18 protein-coding genes are annotated in these 19,789 nt (G+C 45.5%); 2 read left to right on the forward strand and 16 right to left on the reverse strand.

What is annotated here, in order from left to right; all coding sequences use genetic code 11:
- Window positions 1-2 precede the first annotated feature (2 nt).
- The 5 genes from QVE09_RS10525 to leuB all read right to left on the reverse strand — a co-directional run bounded on the left by QVE09_RS10525 (window position 3) and on the right by leuB (window position 5,319).
- Window positions 3-968 carry an AAA family ATPase gene (locus tag QVE09_RS10525; protein WP_315936767.1) on the reverse strand — a complete coding sequence of 322 codons (966 nt, stop codon included), beginning with the start codon at window positions 966-968 and terminating at the stop codon, window positions 3-5.
- Between the two features lie 121 nt (window positions 969-1,089).
- Entirely contained in the window at window positions 1,090-2,196 is a 1,107-nt protein-coding gene (locus QVE09_RS10530) for an ATP-binding protein (protein WP_315936768.1), read from the reverse strand.
- Between the two features lie 447 nt (window positions 2,197-2,643).
- Window positions 2,644-3,060: a hypothetical protein gene (locus tag QVE09_RS10535; RefSeq protein ID WP_017689649.1), complete on the reverse strand. Its 417-nt coding sequence runs from the start codon at window positions 3,058-3,060 to the stop codon at window positions 2,644-2,646.
- A 356-nt stretch (window positions 3,061-3,416) separates the two neighbouring features.
- On the reverse strand, window positions 3,417-3,956 hold the full coding sequence (locus QVE09_RS10540; RefSeq protein ID WP_036610146.1) for a peroxiredoxin: 540 nt from the start codon (window positions 3,954-3,956) through the stop codon (window positions 3,417-3,419).
- A gap of 277 nt (window positions 3,957-4,233) precedes the next feature.
- Window positions 4,234-5,319, reverse strand: a complete 1,086-nt coding sequence (gene leuB, locus QVE09_RS10545; protein ID WP_017689651.1) for a 3-isopropylmalate dehydrogenase — start codon at window positions 5,317-5,319, stop codon at window positions 4,234-4,236.
- Between the two features lie 234 nt (window positions 5,320-5,553).
- Here leuB and QVE09_RS10550 point away from each other — a divergent pair, with 234 nt between their 5' ends.
- Window positions 5,554-6,534, forward strand: a complete 981-nt coding sequence (locus QVE09_RS10550) for an aldo/keto reductase (protein WP_315936769.1) — start codon at window positions 5,554-5,556, stop codon at window positions 6,532-6,534.
- A gap of 263 nt (window positions 6,535-6,797) precedes the next feature.
- Here the strand turns inward: QVE09_RS10550 and QVE09_RS10555 are convergent, their stop codons facing one another.
- The 4 genes from QVE09_RS10555 to ilvB all read right to left on the reverse strand — a co-directional run bounded on the left by QVE09_RS10555 (window position 6,798) and on the right by ilvB (window position 11,964).
- Entirely contained in the window at window positions 6,798-8,339 is a 1,542-nt protein-coding gene (locus tag QVE09_RS10555) for a 2-isopropylmalate synthase (protein ID WP_124113685.1), read from the reverse strand.
- A 140-nt stretch (window positions 8,340-8,479) separates the two neighbouring features.
- Window positions 8,480-9,472: a ketol-acid reductoisomerase gene (gene ilvC / locus QVE09_RS10560; RefSeq protein ID WP_036669754.1), complete on the reverse strand. Its 993-nt coding sequence runs from the start codon at window positions 9,470-9,472 to the stop codon at window positions 8,480-8,482.
- A 261-nt stretch (window positions 9,473-9,733) separates the two neighbouring features.
- Window positions 9,734-10,216 (reverse strand): acetolactate synthase small subunit, encoded by a 483-nt coding sequence (gene ilvN, locus QVE09_RS10565; RefSeq protein WP_024628317.1) that lies wholly within the window; start codon window positions 10,214-10,216, stop codon window positions 9,734-9,736.
- Entirely contained in the window at window positions 10,213-11,964 is a 1,752-nt protein-coding gene (ilvB, locus tag QVE09_RS10570; RefSeq protein WP_315936770.1) for a biosynthetic-type acetolactate synthase large subunit, read from the reverse strand. Before ilvB ends, ilvN begins: the two co-directional genes overlap by 4 nt.
- A 602-nt stretch (window positions 11,965-12,566) precedes the next feature.
- On the opposite strand from ilvB, the gene QVE09_RS10575 reads away from it, so the two are divergent.
- Complete coding sequence (locus tag QVE09_RS10575) at window positions 12,567-13,010, forward strand: GNAT family N-acetyltransferase (protein WP_237176231.1); 444 nt, start codon at window positions 12,567-12,569, stop codon at window positions 13,008-13,010.
- A gap of 6 nt (window positions 13,011-13,016) precedes the next feature.
- On the opposite strand, the gene QVE09_RS10580 is transcribed toward QVE09_RS10575, so the two are convergent.
- From QVE09_RS10580 to rpmI, 7 genes are all read right to left on the reverse strand, one after another.
- Window positions 13,017-13,406: a hypothetical protein gene (locus tag QVE09_RS10580; RefSeq protein WP_315936771.1), complete on the reverse strand. Its 390-nt coding sequence runs from the start codon at window positions 13,404-13,406 to the stop codon at window positions 13,017-13,019.
- Between the two features lie 219 nt (window positions 13,407-13,625).
- Window positions 13,626-14,588 carry an ABC transporter permease gene (locus QVE09_RS10585; RefSeq protein WP_062833426.1) on the reverse strand — a complete coding sequence of 321 codons (963 nt, stop codon included), beginning with the start codon at window positions 14,586-14,588 and terminating at the stop codon, window positions 13,626-13,628.
- On the reverse strand, window positions 14,589-15,668 hold the full coding sequence (locus tag QVE09_RS10590; protein ID WP_074094292.1) for an ABC transporter permease: 1,080 nt from the start codon (window positions 15,666-15,668) through the stop codon (window positions 14,589-14,591). It lies immediately after the preceding gene.
- Window positions 15,661-17,199: an ABC transporter ATP-binding protein gene (locus QVE09_RS10595; RefSeq protein ID WP_036610171.1), complete on the reverse strand. Its 1,539-nt coding sequence runs from the start codon at window positions 17,197-17,199 to the stop codon at window positions 15,661-15,663. The genes QVE09_RS10590 and QVE09_RS10595 overlap by 8 nt, the downstream gene beginning before the upstream one ends.
- Before the next feature lie 305 nt (window positions 17,200-17,504).
- A complete protein-coding gene (locus tag QVE09_RS10600; protein WP_315936772.1) occupies window positions 17,505-18,545 on the reverse strand; it encodes a BMP family lipoprotein in 1,041 nt (346 codons plus the stop codon).
- Window positions 18,546-19,124: 579 nt separating this feature from the next.
- The gene (rplT, locus tag QVE09_RS10605; protein WP_017689664.1) at window positions 19,125-19,484 is read right to left on the reverse strand and encodes a 50S ribosomal protein L20; all 360 of its coding nucleotides are present in this window, start codon (window positions 19,482-19,484) and stop codon (window positions 19,125-19,127) included.
- Between the two features lie 88 nt (window positions 19,485-19,572).
- On the reverse strand, window positions 19,573-19,776 hold the full coding sequence (rpmI, locus tag QVE09_RS10610; RefSeq protein WP_017689665.1) for a 50S ribosomal protein L35: 204 nt from the start codon (window positions 19,774-19,776) through the stop codon (window positions 19,573-19,575).
- Window positions 19,777-19,789: the final 13 nt, after the last annotated feature.

The raw sequence follows: 19,789 nt of genomic DNA on the forward strand, positions 1-19,789 counted from the left end.
GATTAACGCCCGCTTGTAGCGAGATTCTCCGTAGGCACTTCTGTCTGATTCAGAAGTTCCTGGATGATACGCTCAGCCAAGCCCTCTTGTTGTCTGATCCGGTTACGAAATACAAGTCGGTGGGCCAGCACAGGTTCCGCGAGAACTTTAATATCATCAGGCAAAACAAAATCTCTGCCATGCAGTGCAGCCCAGGCCTGACTTGCCTTGAGTAATGCTTGAGCCCCTCGTGGACTTACGCCAAGCGAGAGCTCGGGATGTAGCCTTGTCGCTTCGGTTAACTGAATGATATATCGTAGCAAATCTTCGTTGATTTGCACTGTTTTATACGTATCCTGCGCCTTCAAAAGTTCTTCACGACTGATCACTGCCGAGAGATCATCAACAGAACGGCTGGCTACCGTACGTCTCAAAATTTCTACACTCTCTTCACTGCTTGGATAACCCATGCGAATTTTCATCATAAAACGATCCATCTGTGCTTCAGGTAGCGGAAAAGTTCCCTGGTTATCTACAGGATTCTGGGTGGCGATAACGATAAATGGCCGTTCCAACTGTCTCGTTGAACCGTCGATACTGATCTGGCGCTCTTCCATGCACTCCAGCAAGCTTGATTGCGTACGCGGTGTAGCACGGTTAATCTCATCGGCTAGTACGAGATTAGCAAACAAGGGGCCGGGTCGAAATTCAAAATCCCCTTCTTTTTGATTAAAAAAATGAATCCCTGTTAAGTCAGAGGGCAGCAAGTCCGGTGTAAACTGTATTCGTTGGAATGTGCAATCCAATGAAGAAGCTACCGATTTGGCAAGCATTGTTTTCCCGGTACCCGGTACATCCTCCAGCAGCACATGTCCTGACGCTATGATCGCTGTCATCACCAGCTCTATCGTATGCTCTTTTCCCACAATCACTTTTCCCACGTGATCCATCAATTGTTGATTCATTCGTTCCATTCCTTGGATTTCCATATGCATCTCATCCTTCCGTTATGGAGCTTATGTATTCGCATTCATTACTAACTATAACCCTTATTGGCAACATAAAACAAAGGAGTCGGCAAATGCCCGACTCCTTGACTCCCCACTTTTCTCAATATACCAAGGGTAACATAATTATAAACCGCGTGCCTTCGCCCTTTTTGCTATCCACAGAGATGGTACCTCCATGATTCTTGATGATTCGGTAACTCACCGAGAGTCCAAGCCCCGTTCCGCTCTCCTTGGTCGTGAAGAATGGATCAAACAGACGTACAAGTGTGTTATGGTCCATCCCATGACCGTTATCCGCGATGGAGATCTGCACAAACTTGCTTTCCGTGGCGGTAGATATTCGAATTAGCCCCGTATGTTCTTCGCCAACTTCCTCAATGGCATCCATTGCATTTTTCACCATATTCAAAATAACCTGCTTAATCTGTTTGACATCAATGGACACATTCAGCGGGGCATCCCCTTCATCCAGTATGATCTCGCATCCCTTCATCAAACCTTCGCTTTCGGTCAGCAAGACCACCTCTTTGAGCAAAGAGTCGACGGACATCACGGTCTTCTGTGGCGCTGACGGTTTGGAAGAATTCAAAAATTCGTAGATGATGTCGTTCGCCCGATCAATCTCCGTCAGTATGATTCGAGCGTACTCGTCTTTGCCGAGCTGCAGCAAATGGGGCCTGAGCAATTGGATGAACCCACGGATTGCAGTCAACGGATTACGAATTTCATGAGCAATAGATGCTGATATTCGCCCCAGCATCGCAAGTTTGTCATTTTGATAAGCGGTCTGTTCAATTTGTTTATAATCAGATACATCTTTGACGCTGAACAAAAAGTCGCCATCCATCTGATCACCGTATGTCACAGTAACCAGCCAATGCCTTCCATATTCATCAATCAACTCATGATAGCGCTTACGGTGAAAAATAGTTTCCCGATAGATACGTAAAATTTTCTTTTTCTTGAATCGGCTCATCTGCGGATGATGCAGCATTTGCATCAGGGTGCAGCCGCTCAACAGACTTCGTGGAAGTTCCAACAACTTTGCCATCTGAACGTTAATAAACGTCAATACACCGTGACTGTCAAACAACATTATACCGCTATCCAGATGTTCCAGTACGTTCTCGTACTTGTTGTTATCCAGATGCACAGGCGGGAATCCATCCGTTGGTTGAGGCACTGTATCCTGAAATTCACTAATCATGTCAGGTTCCTCCTTTTCACGTAAATGATAAACTTGCCATTCGGACATCATATCATCACAGAAACAGGAAGGGCCGATTTTATTTTTCATTACCGGTGCCCTTTCGTTGGGGGGCTGAGCCGAAAATATGGATGGCATGGCCGGAACTCAAGCTGGTCTATTCCCGGTAACCAACAGTCGATCCGGAAAATCATATACGTTTGTCCCATTCTGACCTTCTCCTATTCCCAAACACGAACATTTTTTGCTCCGCCTCTTTTGCAAGTCTGTTTTTATCATAGACAAGTTTATAGAAGAGAGTCAATCGGAGAAAGTGTCGAATGGAAATTATTTTAAAAAAAACCTCGAATTAGTTCCAGAACAACGCACAAAAACGAAGCCGTTTCACCCCATAGGCAAATCAGCTTCGTTTTTAATATCTTCAATTTGTGATATATCCGAGTTCATCTATAGTCCGGTCTTATTATGCTGAATTTTCAGTCTGCGCTGACTCATCACAGCTAATCGACGTTTAAGTTCGCTTTCCCATTTCTCGTCTTTTGTTTCCTTCGCGAGCCTGAGCAAATCCAGAGCCATATCAATCTGGCGCTGCACAATAACCATGGCATCCTCACTCTCACGGTTTACACAGTTTTCGAAAATCGCATCCTCATCTTCTGTAACATAATCTTGAAAGTCGATCTCGGATGCACCGTCTCCATGCGCATATTCAGCCAGAATTTCGTATTCGTTTTCCACTTTATAATGCACCTCAACCCGGTGACACACCGGGCAAAACAGCAGGGGAACATTATGAACCTGGGTGCGGTAATGCTTCAGCGTTCCCTTCGTTCCAACCATACTTGCCCCACAACAGTAACTCATTTTTGTTCACCCTCCTTATTACGTGCCGGGACTTTTTTGTTCAAATGTAATCCCGTACACTTCCAGCACTTCCGAAAAGGAATAGTTCCATCAGTGTATCACATTCATGTACAGATTATAAATGCAGAGCACCGGAATATTTACCGGGTTTCCATACCCTATTCGCCTTAGAGGCCATCAATTCCTCTTTCAGCAGATAAAAAGAAGACTTTCTTCTAATATATTATTAACACGCTTAGCTGCTTGTTCAAACACTTTTGATTAACATCGTGATAACTTCCGCCAAAAGGGTGCAAAAAGCCCTCAATCCCTAACGGGATGAGGGCTTGAACAAAAACCGTTCAAGTTAATCTGGCTTACAGGTTAGTGTCGCCTGGTTTCCAGTTCATTGCACACAATCCGCCGGATTGCAGTGCTTGCAGTACGCGAAGTGTTTCTTCAACACTACGGCCTACATCGTTGTGGTTAACCACTTGATATTTCAATTCGCCTTCTGGATCGATGATGAACAGACCGCGCAATGCTACGCCTTCTTCTTCGATCAGAACGCCGTAATCTTTAGCCACTTGCTTCGTGATGTCAGAAGCCAGCGGGAAGTTCAATTGACCCAGACCATTGCTGTCTACTGGTGTGTTGATCCATGCTTTGTGGCTGTGTACGGAGTCTACGCTCACGCCAAGGATTTCTGTATCCAAAGCTTTGAATTGCTCGGAAGCAACGCTCAAAGCTGTAATTTCAGTTGGGCACACAAATGTGAAGTCCAAAGGATAAAAGAAGAATACAAGCCATTTGCCACGATAATCGGACAGTTTAACGGAACCGAAATCTTGTCCGTCTCCCGATACTGTTTCCATTGCGAAATCCGGTGCTGGTCTACCAACCAAACGTTCTGCCATAACTAAAAATTCCTCCTTTGGGATTATGTAAGCATCCTTGCGGATTGCTCATCATCAAGAAAAACGCGAACGCTTTTCCTGTAATTAAAATGATTTGATACTTGATAACAAGTACAAGTAAAATGTTATCATCCGGACTTCCCAAAGTCAAGATTATAAACATTATTTTTTTATAATAATTATAAATAAGGATTTTTCGTGGCAAAAATCATAAAGCAACAGCCCTCTGTACATTCCATAATTGGAAACAAAGGGCTGCCATGTTTTTGGTCCTATATTACGCTTGTTTCTGAATAGCCGCCACGATCAAATCGCCCATTTCGGTCGTGCTGATCGCTGTGCTCTTGTCTACAGCAATATCACTCGTGCGGTGTCCTGCGTTCAGTACATCAGACACGGCTGCTTCAATAGCATCCGCACCTTCTGCATAACCAAAGGTTGTACGGAACATCAATGCCAAAGAGAGAATGGTTGCAATCGGATTAGCGAGGCCTTGACCTGCGATATCCGGTGCAGAACCGTGTACCGGCTCATAGAGTCCGAAGCTGCCCTCTCCCAGTGATGCAGATGCGAGCATACCGATGGAACCTGTCAACATCGCTGCTTCATCACTCAAGATATCTCCGAACATGTTTTCCGTTACGATGACATCAAAGCTGGACGGACGACGCAGCAATTGCATCGCGCAGTTGTCTACCAGCACATGTTCCAGTTCAACATCCGGATAATCCGGTGCTACCCGGTTCACGACTTCACGCCAGAGACGGGAAGTTTCCAATACGTTGGCTTTGTCAACAGAAGCCAGCTTTTTGCGACGTCCTTGCGCAATTTCGAATGCCTGACGAACGATCCGCTCCACTTCCGTTACATTATATGCACAAGTATCTACTGCCTCTTCGCCCTGTGCACTTTCACGTCTGAACTTCTCACCGAAGTAGATACCACCAGTCAACTCACGTACCACCATCAGATCTGTACCTTCAAGTACTTCAGGCTTCAGAGTTGAAGCATCCTTCAGGCAATCAAATACGACAGCCGGACGAAGGTTGGAGAACAATCCGAGTGCTTTACGAATACCCAGCAGGCCTGTTTCCGGGCGAAGCTCCTTGCTGTTGTTATCCCATTTTGGACCGCCAACCGCTCCAAGCAGGACTGCATCTGCACTTTTACATACGCTCAGTGTTTCTTCAGGAAGAGGTGTACCCTTCTCATCAATTGCGATTCCGCCAAACAGCGCATGCTCTGTCTCAAAACGATACCCGAATACTTCCTCTGTACGTTTAAGCACTTTCTCAGCCTCAGCTACGACTTCAGGGCCGATTCCGTCACCTGCAATAACTGCAATTTTTTTCACGTCTGCCATTGGGTTGTCCACTCCTTATATTTCATTCATTAATTATTCATAAAAGTAACGTCTCATATTAACTCTCTCTTTTGTATCATATTCCGAGGTCATTTGACCAAGATATACAATCTATGACTTTAATAGATTTTACCTATAAGCCAATAGAGATTGGCCTTTCCAAGTTGTTCTGACCTCCCGGCTGGGTTAAAATATAGCTGAATTCAAATCAGGTACGCAGGAGGGATAAGCAACATGCAATATTCGTATTTGGGTAAATCAGGCCTCAAGGTCAGCCGAATCTGTCTCGGTACCATGAATTTCGGGCCTGCTACAGATGAAAAAGAAGCTTTCCGCATTATGGACGCAGCACTCGATGCAGGCGTGAACTTTTTTGATACCGCTAACATCTACGGTTGGGGTGAAAACTCCGGTCTTACCGAAGAAATTATCGGACGCTGGTTCAACCAGGGTGGTGGCAGACGCGAGAAAGTGGTTCTAGCCACCAAAGTCTATGGCTCCATGCATGATGATACAGATGGCCCCAACAACGAAGCTGGCCTCTCCGCCTACAAAATCAGACGGCATCTGGAGGGTTCCCTCCGCCGCTTGCAGACCGATCATATCGAGCTGTACCAGATGCACCATGTGGACCCTGCCATATCGTGGGATGAGCTGTGGGGTTCGTTCGAGAATGCCGTTTATCAAGGTAAGATCGGTTATGTAGGATCGAGTAACTTTGCTGCATGGCAGATTGCAATCGCTCAAAGCGAAGCCAAGAATCGCCATTTCCTCGGCCTGGTTTCCGAACAACATAAATATAGTCTCAACTGTCGTTTGCCTGAATTGGAAGTACTGCCCGCAGCCAAAGAGCTGGGCCTCGGCGTCATTCCATGGAGTCCACTGGATGGTGGATTACTGGGACGTAACGCTCTGCAGAAGCTGGAAGGAACACGCAGCGGGGGCATCGCCGGACGGATCGAGCAGCAGCAAACTCAGCTTGAAGACTTTGCCGCACTCTGTCGTGATCTCGGTGAACCACAGGATACGGTGGCTTTGGCATGGGTTGCAGCCAATCCGGCAGTGACCGCCCCGATTATCGGACCGCGTACGCTGGAGCAGTTTGAGACCGCACTCAAATGTCTGGACGTGACTTTGGATGAAGCCGTGCTCAAACGTCTGGATGAGATTTTCCCGGGTCCAGGTGGACATGCACCTAATGCATACGCGTGGTAATAACTTGATAGTGTAAGCTAATGAAATAGTTAACCATAGAAAATGTACTGTGTTTTACTGCCATAATTATATAAATACAAGCAAAAGAGTCTGACCCTCCACAGGAGAGTCAGACTCTTTACGTACCTCACTGAACAGAGCAAAGCAGGCCGCCGAAAGATCTCCTATATCCATTAAGATTAAGATAGATCATCCTGGCAGTTTATAAGCGTTCCAGCTTGAAGTTCAGTTCAATGAAGGGTTCGTGCTTGCTGCACCGGAGCCTATAGGTTCACGTTTACACGGTTCGTATATGTCTTGCGTTTCTCAATCAATTGATTCAGGCCGTCAACATAGGCACGTGCACTTGCACCCAATATATCTGTGCTTACGCCACGTCCTTGTACCGAAACCTGATTCTGAGTCAGCACAACATGTACTTCACCCAATGCATCCTTACCATGTGTTACCGATTTGATGGAATAGTCAGACAACGTTACGTCTTCCCCACTCACTTGGTCAATCGCATTGTAGATTGCATCTACGGATCCGTTACCCTCTGCTTGCTTCTCAACCGTATCCCCGTCAAGCGTCGCAATGCGGACTTTGGCCGTTGGTACCGATTCATCTCCGTACGTCACAAAGATCGATTCCAGTTTATACACCTCAGGTGCATCCTGCAATTTCTCTTCAATTACGGCAAGCAAATCTTCGTCAGTCACTTCTTTTTTCTTATCAGCCAGTTCTTTGAACTGGGCGAAAGCACGATTCAACGCTTCTTCTTCCAGCTCATATCCCAGATCAATCAACCGCTCACGGAAGGCATGTCGACCGGAATGTTTACCCAATACAAGTTTGCTTTCTTTCAGACCGATGGACTCTGGAGTCATAATCTCATACGTTGTTTTCTCCTTCAACATGCCATCCTGGTGAATGCCGGATTCATGTGCGAAGGCATTCGCCCCAACAATGGCTTTGTTTCCAGGCACAACCATACCTGTCAAACGGCTAACCAAACGACTGGTCCGTGCGATCTCAGATAACTGCAGCGATGTTTTCGCCTGGAAAAATTCCTGACGTGTCTCCAGCGCCATAGCAATTTCCTCGATCGCCGTGTTTCCGGCACGTTCACCAATGCCATTGATCGTACCTTCAATCTGATCCGCTCCGTTGAGAATAGCTGCAAGTGTATTGGCTGTCGCCATACCCAAGTCATTATGACAGTGGGCACTCAGCTGTACCTTCTCAATACCGTGCACATTCTCCTTGAGATGTTTGAAAATGTTTCCGTATTCATATGGGCTCAGATAGCCGACTGTATCCGGAATATTCACCACGGCTGCACCCTCTTCAACAGCCATATTCACCATTTCTACGAGGAAATCATACTCGGTACGACCTGCATCCTCAAGTGAGAATTCGATCTTCGAAAATGTTTTCTTCGCATAACGAATCGCTGAACGAGCTGTATCCAGTACCTGCGCTTTGTCCATGCGCAATTTATGTTGGCGGTGAATAGGCGAAGTTGCCAGGAAAACGTGAATGCACGGGTCCTGTGCACCTTTAAGTGCTTCCTTAACCGCATCAATGTCTTGCTCTCTGGAACGGGACAAGCCAATTACGGTCACATTTTTGACCGCATTTGCTACTGCATTGACAGCTGCCAGGTCACCTGGAGATGCCGCCGGGAAACCCGCTTCCATCCGGTCAATGCCAAGCCGCTCGAGCTGATGGGCAATTTCCACCTTTTCACGAGTGTTCAGATTGACTCCCGGGGATTGCTCTCCATCACGCAGCGTTGTGTCAAATACATAGATTTTACGCACGCTTTCGCACCTCCTGTACTTGTTATTATATGTTTCTCTGAACCAGCAATAGCGGCTCACGCATAAGCACGGCCGCTATTCCCAGTTAAAGCTCTAAGTTTACTTGAATACCTTAAAGTGCATGTTCTTAAAGTTAATGCTTACTTCTTGATCCAGTGCATCATCTCACGCAATTGTCCGCCAACCACTTCGATTGGGTGTTCAGCTTCGTTACGACGAGTTGCTGTCAAGAATGCACGTCCGGATTGGTTCTCCAGAATGAAGTCGCGTGCGAATTTACCTTGTTGGATATCCGTCAGCACTTCTTTCATTGCTTTCTTCGTATCTTCAGTTACCACGCGAGGTCCAGTTACATAGTCACCGTACTCAGCTGTGTTACTGATGGAATCACGCATGCTTGAAAGTCCGCCTTCATACATCATGTCAACGATCAGCTTCAGTTCGTGCAGACATTCGAAGTATGCCATTTCAGGAGCGTAACCCGCTTCTGTCAATGTTTCGAATCCAGCTTTTACCAATGCACTCACGCCACCACACAGAACCGCTTGCTCACCGAACAGATCTGTTTCTGTTTCTTCACGGAAGGAAGTTTCGATAACCCCTGCGCGTGTACAACCGATACCTTTAGCATAAGCCAAACCGATTTCTTTAGCTTTACCCGTTGCATCTTGCTCGATCGCGATCAGGCCCGGTACACCAAAACCTTCCACATAAGTACGACGTACCATGTGACCAGGGGACTTAGGAGCTACCAGCAATACATCGCTGTTTTTTGGAGCAACGATTTGACCGAAATGAACGTTGAAACCGTGTGAGAAGAGCAATGCAGCGCCTTCTTTCAGGTTTGGTTCGATTTCGTTTTTGTATACAGAAGCTTGAGTTTCGTCTGGCAGCAAGATTTGAACTACATCTGCGCGGCTTGTTGCTTCAGCCGGGGACAGAACTTCAAATCCGTCATTTTTTGCAGTGTCGAAGGATTTACCTTCACGAAGTCCGATGACTACGTTCAATCCGCTATCACGAAGGTTTTGAGCTTGGGCGTGGCCCTGGCTACCATAACCGATTACCGCAATCGTTTTTCCTTTCAATACGTTAAGCTCTGCATCCTGTTCATAATAAGTAGTTACTGGCATGTTTATAAGTCCTCCTTTGTATTGTAAAGAACCCTTCATTAATGAGCGGGTGTCTCAAGGGACCGACTCGCTTGGAGTGTCAAAAGCATCTCTGGTCTGATTCGATCCGTTCAGACACCCGCCCATTAATGCGGGAATGTAGCTATATTTTCAAGCGTTACATCACTAAAATGTTAAATTACAACTGTTAAGGGACTGACACTCACATAAGATCAACTGTATATGTTAGCTAACCGTCGTCCCTCTTCATTCATTATAACTTTATACGTTGCCGCGTACCAATGCAGTTATGCCAGTACGGGACAATTCGCGAATGCCATATGGCTTGAGCAATTCAATCATAGCATCGATTTTGTCCGTATCTCCGACTACCTGCACAATCAGGCTGCCTGGACCAACATCTACAACGGATGCGCGGAATGTTTCTACCACACCCAGAATTTCAGGACGCTCGGAAGGCTCTGCTTTCACTTTAATCAGGGCAAGTTCACGGGCTACCATCGGTTTCAGGCTGAAATCAACCACTTTAATAACATCGATGATTTTGTACAATTGTTTCTCAATCTGCTCCAGCGTTTTATCGTCACCAATGGTGACAATAACCATCCGGGAGAGTCCAGGTTCTTCCGATTGACCTACTGTAATACTCTCAATGTTAAATCCGCGTCGACCGAACAACCCTGATACCCGCTGAAGGACGCCAGGCTGATCGTTTACCAGTATCGAGATCGTATGTCTTATCATTCGCCAGCATCCCCCATCAGCATTTGATCAATTGTCGCTCCTTGCGGAACCATTGGATATACATTTTCTTCCTTGCGTACTACGAATTCAACAACGACCGGTCCCGGTGTATCCAAAGCTTCCTGCCAAGCACGCTGGGCTTCTTCCTTGTTGGTTGCACGCAAACCTTTTACGCCATAAGCTTCAGCCAGTTTTACAAAATCCGGACTTCCTGCCAGATCAATATGGCTGTAACGGTTCTCATAGATAATCTCTTGCCATTGGCGAACCATTCCGAGTACCTGATTGTTAATGATCACAATTTTTACCGGTATATTGTTAATGGCACAGATCGCGAGTTCTTGGGAACACATCTGCATTCCGCCGTCACCGTTAATGGAGATAACGAGTCTGTCCGGATTGGCCATCTGAGCACCTATGGCAGAAGGGAATCCAAAGCCCATCGTTCCGAGACCACCCGAGGTTACCCATGAACGCGGTTGATTAAATTTATAATATTGTGCTGCCCACATCTGATGTTGTCCCACATCCGTAGTTACAATTGCCTCACCTTTGGTTGTATCATTCAGCATTTCGACAACCCACTGGGGTTTCAGCACTTCGTCTGAATCCGTATAGCTATAAGGCTTCTCTTGTTTCCACTGTTTGATCTGGTCTCTCCATGCATCTGCACGCTCTGCACGTCCAACTTCTTTGTTGGCTATTTCCAGTACGGTCTTCACATCACCAACGATTGGAATATCGGTTGCAATGTTTTTACCAATCTCAGCCGGATCAATATCGATATGAACGATTTTGGCATGTGGAGCAAATCCATCCAGCTTGCCTGTTACCCGATCATCGAATCGTGCGCCGATATTAATCAGCAAATCCGCTTTTTGAATAGCCTGATTGGAAGTATACGTTCCGTGCATACCTGGCATACCCGTCCATAATTCATGACCGCTTGGGAATGCGCCTAGACCAAGGAGAGTAGTCGTAATTGGAATACCTGTCTTCTCAACAAACTCGAACAGTTCTTCATGTCCTCCCGAGTATACCACACCGCCACCAGCCAGAATCATTGGACGTTCTGCTTCCTGAATGGCTTGGGCCAAACGGTCAACCTGCAGTTTGTTGGGTACTGTCCGTGGATTGTACCCTCTCAATATAACAGGTTCAGTTGTTGGTTCAAACAATGTTTTGTTCGCTGATACATCTTTCGGAATGTCGATCAGTACAGGACCTTTACGACCCGTATTGGCAATATGGAATGCCTCATGAATTACACTGGACAGATCTTTTACATCTTTCACCAGGTAACTGTGTTTAGTGATTGGCATTGTAATCCCGGTAATATCCGCTTCCTGGAAAGCATCTGAACCGATCAGGCTTGAAATAACGTTCCCCGTAATGACTACGAGTGGTACTGAATCCATATACGCTGTTGCAATACCCGTAACCAGATTCGTTGCTCCTGGTCCGGAAGTAGCGATGCAGACACCAACTTTGCCGCTTGCACGTGCATATCCGTCAGCTGCATGTATTGCACCTTGTTCGTGACGAGTGAGAACGTGTTTGAAATCCTCGAAACCATACATCGCATCGTAAATGTACAACACTGCGCCGCCCGGGTAACCAAATACGCACTCGACACCTTCAAGTAACAAACTTCTCAGCAGAATTTCGGATCCGCTAATGACCTCCGGCTTCATCCATTTTTCACGTAATTCATCTGTTGACCGCACTTCTGGAATTTGAGCTCCCATCAGTCATCCTCCTCTCGAAATTTACACCATTCTGACATTTAAAGTTACAAAAAAAACCTTCCATCCCTGCAAACAAGTTCATGCTTGCGAGGGACGAAAGGTTATCGCTTCCGTGGTACCACCCAACTTTGCCCGAAATTTCGCAATAACGGACCTTACCAGGTATAACAAAACGATAGCTCAAACGAACATAGTCGTTTCCCATACCTGTTGTCTGTAACGCAGACATACGATTTTCCCTAATACGCGAAAGGAGTGACATCCAGTGCTTTTCAGGAAAACAGCTCCGAGGTGAGCTCGTATATAAGGGATAATGGTGGTGGTTTCAGCAATTCCAGCCACTCTCTGAGCAAAAGAGCCCTTAAAACTTCGTCCTCTTCATAGCCGATGAAATATTCTCGTTAAATGTTAGGAACATTATATGATTCCTCCAACCGATAAGTCAATACCTGTTTTGCATAAAAATTCAGAATACCTTCCTTCCTCTCTCTTCAACCTTTAAGGTTGCCCTAATCCCAGCGCTTCATTCAGTCACCTTTTGTCTTGCTTCGGGCATAGGATATACGAGCAGCACGACTGGTCCTGAAAGGAGGCTCCGCATGGTGATTCGGCAACGCACATCCAAGCTGGATGATGGCGCCATCATGAAGCTGATTGACACTCAACTTGTGCCTCTCTCTCACATGAGTGAAAAAGAAATTAATAAAATCCGCAAAGAAATACCCCTGCGAATGAACAGGGGCATGACCTTTGTTGTCTCGCCGGAGCCAGACAAAGCTGCTGTGGCATTCATCCATTTTCTCATGCATGGGGAACTGCTCTATGTCGATATGATGGCCGTTAGTCCGAAAGAACAACGCAAACGATACGGGCAAACTTTGTTGCTCAAAGCAGAGAGCTTTGCGGCATCCCGGGGTTGTCGAAGGTCTAAAGTAATGGTGGATGAAGGCAATACCAAAGGACTTCAGTTTTATCAAAAAAATGGATACAGCGCGATTCGATACATCATGATAAGCCGCTGCTACGAATTGGAAAAAACATTATAGAATATCCTAGAAAATTCCTGGTGGGCGTGGACCTGGACCATAAGGGCCGAATCCAGGACCAGGTCCATATCCGCCACCAGGTCCTCCAGGTCCATATCCCGGTCCGTAGCCTGGACCATATCCAGGGCCTGGTTTTGGTCCAGGTCCATATCCGGGACCGAAGCCGGGACCACCTCCATAAGCATAAGGCAGTGTGGCAATAGCAAGCAGATCAAACAATACCAGTGGCAGAATCGCTTTTGTACGTACTTTTTTGCCATTCAGACGCTTCAGTACCAGTTTGTTGCCCGATACTTTCAACAGCTTTCCCGTAACCCGAGTGCCGTCTTTTTTGATTGCAACAATATTTTTGCCTATTAATTTCATCGCTTCATAACGCGTAACTTGTTGTTTCATACTTTCCCCTCCTCCTCGGATCGTTCAAAACAGTGTATTCGTCCATCACTGAATTCGCCTGTTTCTTTGTCCCTACCTGAAAATATGGGTATCTGCACGAGAACCAAAGTAAACGTGAAAAAGTGGCTTGGCTACGCTCATGAAAAACAAAAAAAAGGCCCACACAAGGCGGACCCTTTATCAAAACTCTGAATAGCTAACCTGATATGGGAAAGGTTGTTACCTTTTACCCGGATCATACGCTTCACCGAGTGCAGATGGAGCCGAAGAACGTCCAACCGCTGCAACGAGAACGATGATGGTAAGCAGGTAAGGCAACATAAAAATAATTTCCTGGGGAATACTTTGTGACCATTCAAACAACTGTACATAGTTTCGGATCGCTTGTGAGAATCCAAAGAAGACAGCCGCACCAAAGGCACCAATCGGATTCCACTTACCAAAGATCATAGCTGCAATGGCAATATAACCTTGGCCGGAGACCGTATTGTGTGAGAATGTACCCGTAGTCGTCAACGTGATTGCAGCTCCACCAATGGCCGCAAGCGCACCACTGATCATAACGCCAATATAGCGATAACGAAGCACTTTAACACCAACCGTATCAGCCGCACTTGGATGTTCACCTACAGAACGAAGGCGCAGACCAAATGGCGTTTTGAACATGATGTAATACGTCAAGAATACGAACAGAATGGCCAGATATGTCGTTGGATATACGTTTTTGAAGAAGGCTTCTCCAAGCAAGGGAATGTCTTTCAAGAATGGTACATCAAACTTGCTGAAGCCTTGAACCAACGGTGAATCACCAGAACCTTCAAACAACAGTTTAACCAAGTACAACGTACTTCCTGCTGCCAAAAAGTTAATGACGATACCACTGATAATCTGGTCTGCCTTAAATGTGATAGACGCAACGGCATGAATCAGCGATACCAGTACGCCCAATACAATCGCGAGCAAAACTCCCATCCAGGCCGATGTCGTTCCACCCATGCCCGCTTCTTGAGCATAATGCGCCCCGATTCCAGCTGCAAAGGCACCGAAGACCATAAAACCTTCAAGTCCAAGGTTTGTTACACCTGATTTTTCCGAAAAAATTCCGCCGAGTGATGCAAAAATCAATGCCGTAGCAAAGACAAGCGTCGTATTGATAATTTGCCCAATTGTCAACAAGTCCATCTACAACACCTTCTCTTTCTTACGCTTCGAATAGAACGGTTTAAGTATCCAGCGCACGATGCCTTGTGCCGCAATGAAGAAGATAATCGAACCGATCACAATCCGAATAATCTCAGGCGGAACATCCGCAGCAAAACTCATACCTGCAGATCCGTACGTGAGGGTACCGAACAGCACTGCACCCAATAACACTCCAAATGGATGATTCAAACCAATCAGTGCAACCGCTATTCCGTCAAAGCCTGTACCTGGTGAACCCGACATTACGGTCTGGTAATGGAACACACCAAGAACCTGGAAGGCACCACCAAGACCGGCAAGCATACCACTGATAAACATCGCTTTTACGATATTCCGGTTAACATGCATACCTGCATATTCAGCCGCATTAGGGTTGTAACCTACCGCACGGATTTCATAACCCTGTTTTGTTTTCCACATATAGATATAAAAGAGCACAGCCATCACAAGGGCAATCAACGTCCCCATGTGTACACGGGAATTGCCCATCAGTTCAGAGAGCCATGTCAAACTAATCGAAGCCGATTCGCTGATATCAACGGAACGATTCTCGCCCTTCAACAGCAAGAATTGGCGTACGATAAGGTTGGCCAGATACAGACCAATCCAGTTCAACATGATACTACTGATAACTTCATTGACCCCACGTGCCGCTTTCAGATAACCTGCTATAGCTGCCCAGAGACCACCAAACAATGCACCGGCAATCAAAGCCAGTGGGGCATGGAGGTAGATCGGCAAACCTGCAAATTTAACACCAACAAATGTTGCAGCGGTCATACCGACGAGAAATTGACCTTCTCCCCCGATGTTAAACAACCCTGCACGTGATGCAAATGCAAATGCGAGTCCAGTCATAATTAATGGTGTCATTTCCCGTACTGCTTCACCAAAGTTGTACATGTCGCCAAACACCTTGGTGAACAATGCACCATAGGCTTCAATTGGATTGTAGCCACCAATCAGCATGACAACTCCACCGAGAATAAGGCCCATAATAATAGCTACTACAGGCAAAATAAATGAGTCTCGGGTAAACCATTTCAATACGTTATTCATGCGCAGTACCTCTCTTTTGGGTGCTGCCCGCCATCATCAAGCCGAGCTCCCTATCATTGGTTTCTTCCGGCAGCACCTCGCCAACGATCTGGCCTTCATAGATGACAGCAATTCGGTCAGATACATTGATAATCTCATCAAGCTCAAATGAAATCAGCAGAACAGCCTTCCCTTGATCGCGCTGTGCAATCAGTTGCTTTTGTACGAACTCAATAGCCCCTACATCCAAACCACGTGTTGGTTGCGCAGCGATAAGCAGTTCAGGGTTTTTATCTACCTCACGGGCGATAATGGCCTTTTGCTGGTTTCCTCCGGACAAGGACCGAGCTTTGGTCTCAATGCTTGGTGTACGCACGTCAAATGCCTCAACAAGCCGCTTCGCCTGCTGTTTGATGGCATCGAAGTTAAGGAACCCTTTACGGGTGTATGGTGCTTTATAATACGATTCCAGAACGATATTTTCACTCACTGAAAAATCAAGTACAAGTCCGTGTTTATGTCGATCTTCCGGAATGTGGGCTACACCCGACTCCGAGATATGGCGCGGAGAATGATTGGACAGCTCCTTGCCCTCCAAAAGAATCGAACCACTCTCGACTTTACGAAGTCCGGTAAGGGCTTCAATCAGTTCACTTTGGCCGTTACCATCCACGCCTGCGATTCCGACAATCTCTCCTGCACGTACGTTCAGGTTAAGTTGGTTCAGAACCGAAATACCTTCTTTATTCTTGGCCGTTAATTTACTGACTTCGAGCACATTGGCTCCAGGTGTAGCCGGTTTTTTGTCCACTTTGAATGTGACATTCCGCCCCACCATTTTCTCTGCCAGCTCATTCGGATTGGTTTCCGATGTTTTAACCGAATCAATTACTTTACCCCGACGAATAATGGTTACCGTATCAGAGATTTCCATGATTTCTTTCAGTTTGTGTGTGATCAAAATAATGGACTTTCCTTCAGCCACAAGCTTCTTCATAATGATCATCAGTTCTTTGATCTCTTGAGGAGTCAATACGGCTGTAGGCTCGTCAAAAATCAAAATGTCTGCACCGCGATACAACGTTTTAACAATCTCTACACGTTGCTGCATTCCGACAGAGATATCATGAATTTTGGCATGAGGATTCACCTTAAGTCCATACTGTTCGGAAAGACGCTGAACTTCAGCGGCTGCTTTTTTATAGTTAATATTGAGACCCTTCGTTGGTTCAGATCCCAAAATAATGTTCTCTGTTACCGTGAACGGCTGTACAAGTTTAAAGTGCTGATGCACCATGCCTATGCCAAGATCGATCGCTCGGTTAGGGCTGTCGATGATGACAGGCTTGCCATTCACTTCAATGGAACCTTCATCTGGCTGATAGAGACCAAATACAATATTCATCAACGTTGACTTACCAGCGCCGTTTTCGCCCAGTAGCGCATGGATCTCGCCTTTACGAAGCTGAAGGCTGATGGCGTCGTTGGCAACAATGCCTGGGAAACGCTTCGTAATTTGTTTTAACTCAACGACGGGGGTTGCTGCACCCATGTAATCACCCTTATACCTGATATAGTGTGGTTCCGCAAACGTAAAAAAAAAACGTCTAGCGACGTACATTCAAAGAAGACAGACCGCGCTTAGCTTAGCTGAAGTTTTTCTTGCGATAATCGAATGGTTCAACTTATTAATAACATATAAATTCCATTATCTTAAGAAAAGCTCCTACCGAAGCGTTGGTGCACAGTGACCTTGTACAATTGTTATGATGACTTGATCAAATGTTCCTGTTATTGCAATCATAAGGCCGGTCAAGACCGGCCCCAATGATTATTCATTTGCGACTAAGATCAAAATTACTCCGTAGGAACTTTGATTTCGCCGTTGATGATTTTTTCTTTGTACTCTTCCACTTTTGCAAGTGTATCAGCAGATACATTGGCAGTAGAGGTATCAGCAATACCAACACCATTTTCTTTCAAAGTCAGGTTCTCGGAACCGCCAGCGAATGTACCATCAACTACTTCTTTGTTAACGCGCTTAACGGCTTCGTCAACTTTTTTGATCATGGAAGTCAAAGTGATCTCATCACCAAACTCAAGAGATTGGTCTTTGTCAACACCGATAACCCATACATCTTGACCTTGTTTCTTACGAGCACTTGCTTCGTTAAACACACCGTTACCCGTTGCGCCAGAAGCGTGGAAGATAATATCTACGCCTTCATTGTAAAGTGTTGCTGCTGCTGCTTTACCCAAGTCAGGTTTATCAAATGCACCTGTGTAGTTAGAAATGAATTGAGCATCAGGGTTAACTGCTTTAACCCCTTCTCTGAATCCTACTTCAAACTTTTTGATCAGTGGGCTTTCCATACCGCCAACAAAACCAATTTTGTTCGTTTTTGTTGTCAGACCAGCCACAACACCAACCAGGTATGACCCTTCTTCTTCAGCAAATGTTACGGATTTAACGTTAGGAGCATCAACAACACTGTCGATGATCGCGAGTTTAGCATCAGGGTTTTGCTCAGCTACAGTTTTGATTGCATCAGCCAATTGGAAACCGATACCCCAAGTCAGATCATATCCGCCTTTAACGAATTCGTTCAGGTTAGGAATGTACTCTTCATCGGATTTACTTTGCAGGTATTTAACAGCAGTACCTGTTTCTGTTTCAGTCGCTTGCAGAGCTTCCCAAGCGGATTGGTTAAAGGATTTGTCATTAACTCCACCTACGTCAGTAACCATACCGATTTTGAGATCGGATTTCGCTTCAGTGGTTGTGCCACCTGTATCTCCTCCGGCATTTGTTTCTTCTTTCGGTTTGCTACCGCAACCTGCGAGCATAACCGATACAGCCAGCAACATTACCAAAGACAAGCTGAGCATCTTTTTCATTTCTCTTTTTCCCCCTTAATGATATATCCCTCATTCCAATCCAGCCTACAATTGAACGGTTAACAGATAGCAGGAATGACTTTTATGCAGAATGTATGGTTTCTTCGACATTAAAAGCGCATTCTCACCCTTGAAGCATCCTATCATCTGTCGAAAAACCGAACATTATGACATGGAGAGAAAAATCTAGGACTAGCCTACTAGAGGTGATTATACAATCAACCAGTGTTAAAATCCAGATGTTTCATCACCAAATATCACATATTTTTGTTCTTTTTTTATTGAAAACGCTTAATAATTTAGCGTTTTAACACACTAACGTTACAACGATGTGATGTTATATAACAAAAACATATCGCGAGCTTTAGTGATGAGTGGGATTTACCTGTTTTTATTTGTATTATTTCACCGTTCGTATTTTATGTATTCCCCTGAACTGTTATTCATCAGTTGTCTGCTTTCATTATTCCCTTTCAGACTAGAGCGTATTCGCTCTACTCATTCAGAGATTCATCTTCGGATTTCTTCCAAGCCGTAAAAAAAGCCGCCATATAGGTACGGCGGCTTGTATCATACAATTTAAGCGTTGATTTTGCCTTTAGCTACAGTAGCCAAAGAGTTGAACGCATTGATGTCGTTAACGGCCAGATCAGCCAACATTTTGCGGTTCATGTCTACTCCAGCAAGTTTCAAACCATGGATCAGTTTGTTGTAAGACAAACCATTCATACGTGCTGCAGCATTGATACGAACGATCCACAGTCTGCGGAAGTTACGTTTCGTGTTGCGACGGTCACGGTATGCGTATACCAGGGATTTCATTACTTGCTCGTTAGCTGTTTTAAAAATACGGTGTTTGGAACCGAAATAACCTCTTGCCAGTTTCAAAACCTTTTTATGACGACGACGTACTACAAAACCGCCTTTTACTCTTGCCATATTAAAGAACCTCCCAAATAAATATAAATGTATCCGTGGTATGTGTACGGCCGTAGCCGATCCCCCATACGGAATGTACTAATTAGAATTAGCCTTTCAAGTTAGCCAAGCCTTGTTTCAAACGTCTAACATCCCCGGCAGCCATAACTGGGTTACCGTTCAGAACGCGCTTAGCACGTTTGGATTTGTGGGAAAGCAAGTGGTTTTTGTGAGCTTTGTAACGAAGGACCTTACCGGAACCGGTAATTTTGAAGCGTCCTTTCAAACTGCTGTGTGTTTTCATTTTAGGCATTTTGTGTTTCCTC

It is taken from the genome of Paenibacillus sp. ClWae2A, from assembly GCF_032452295.1.
In the GTDB taxonomy this organism is placed as follows: Bacteria; Bacillota; Bacilli; order Paenibacillales; family Paenibacillaceae; genus Paenibacillus.

What these genes read in the sequence shown, in the direction of transcription:
- QVE09_RS10525 (WP_315936767.1), bottom strand. Translation starts at nt 968, where the DNA reads ATGGAAATCCAAGGAATGGAACGAATGAATCAACAATTGATGGATCAC.
- QVE09_RS10530 (WP_315936768.1), bottom strand. Translation starts at nt 2,196, where the DNA reads ATGATTAGTGAATTTCAGGATACAGTGCCTCAACCAACGGATGGATTC.
- QVE09_RS10535 (WP_017689649.1), bottom strand. Translation starts at nt 3,060, where the DNA reads ATGAGTTACTGTTGTGGGGCAAGTATGGTTGGAACGAAGGGAACGCTG.
- QVE09_RS10540 (WP_036610146.1), bottom strand. Translation starts at nt 3,956, where the DNA reads ATGGCAGAACGTTTGGTTGGTAGACCAGCACCGGATTTCGCAATGGAA.
- leuB (WP_017689651.1), bottom strand. Translation starts at nt 5,319, where the DNA reads ATGGCAGACGTGAAAAAAATTGCAGTTATTGCAGGTGACGGAATCGGC.
- QVE09_RS10550 (WP_315936769.1), top strand. Translation starts at nt 5,554, where the DNA reads ATGCAATATTCGTATTTGGGTAAATCAGGCCTCAAGGTCAGCCGAATC.
- ilvC (WP_036669754.1), bottom strand. Translation starts at nt 9,472, where the DNA reads ATGCCAGTAACTACTTATTATGAACAGGATGCAGAGCTTAACGTATTG.
- ilvN (WP_024628317.1), bottom strand. Translation starts at nt 10,216, where the DNA reads ATGATAAGACATACGATCTCGATACTGGTAAACGATCAGCCTGGCGTC.
- ilvB (WP_315936770.1), bottom strand. Translation starts at nt 11,964, where the DNA reads ATGGGAGCTCAAATTCCAGAAGTGCGGTCAACAGATGAATTACGTGAA.
- QVE09_RS10580 (WP_315936771.1), bottom strand. Translation starts at nt 13,406, where the DNA reads ATGAAACAACAAGTTACGCGTTATGAAGCGATGAAATTAATAGGCAAA.
- QVE09_RS10585 (WP_062833426.1), bottom strand. Translation starts at nt 14,588, where the DNA reads ATGGACTTGTTGACAATTGGGCAAATTATCAATACGACGCTTGTCTTT.
- QVE09_RS10590 (WP_074094292.1), bottom strand. Translation starts at nt 15,668, where the DNA reads ATGAATAACGTATTGAAATGGTTTACCCGAGACTCATTTATTTTGCCT.
- QVE09_RS10595 (WP_036610171.1), bottom strand. Translation starts at nt 17,199, where the DNA reads ATGGGTGCAGCAACCCCCGTCGTTGAGTTAAAACAAATTACGAAGCGT.
- QVE09_RS10600 (WP_315936772.1), bottom strand. Translation starts at nt 18,545, where the DNA reads ATGAAAAAGATGCTCAGCTTGTCTTTGGTAATGTTGCTGGCTGTATCG.
- rplT (WP_017689664.1), bottom strand. Translation starts at nt 19,484, where the DNA reads ATGGCAAGAGTAAAAGGCGGTTTTGTAGTACGTCGTCGTCATAAAAAG.
- rpmI (WP_017689665.1), bottom strand. Translation starts at nt 19,776, where the DNA reads ATGCCTAAAATGAAAACACACAGCAGTTTGAAAGGACGCTTCAAAATT.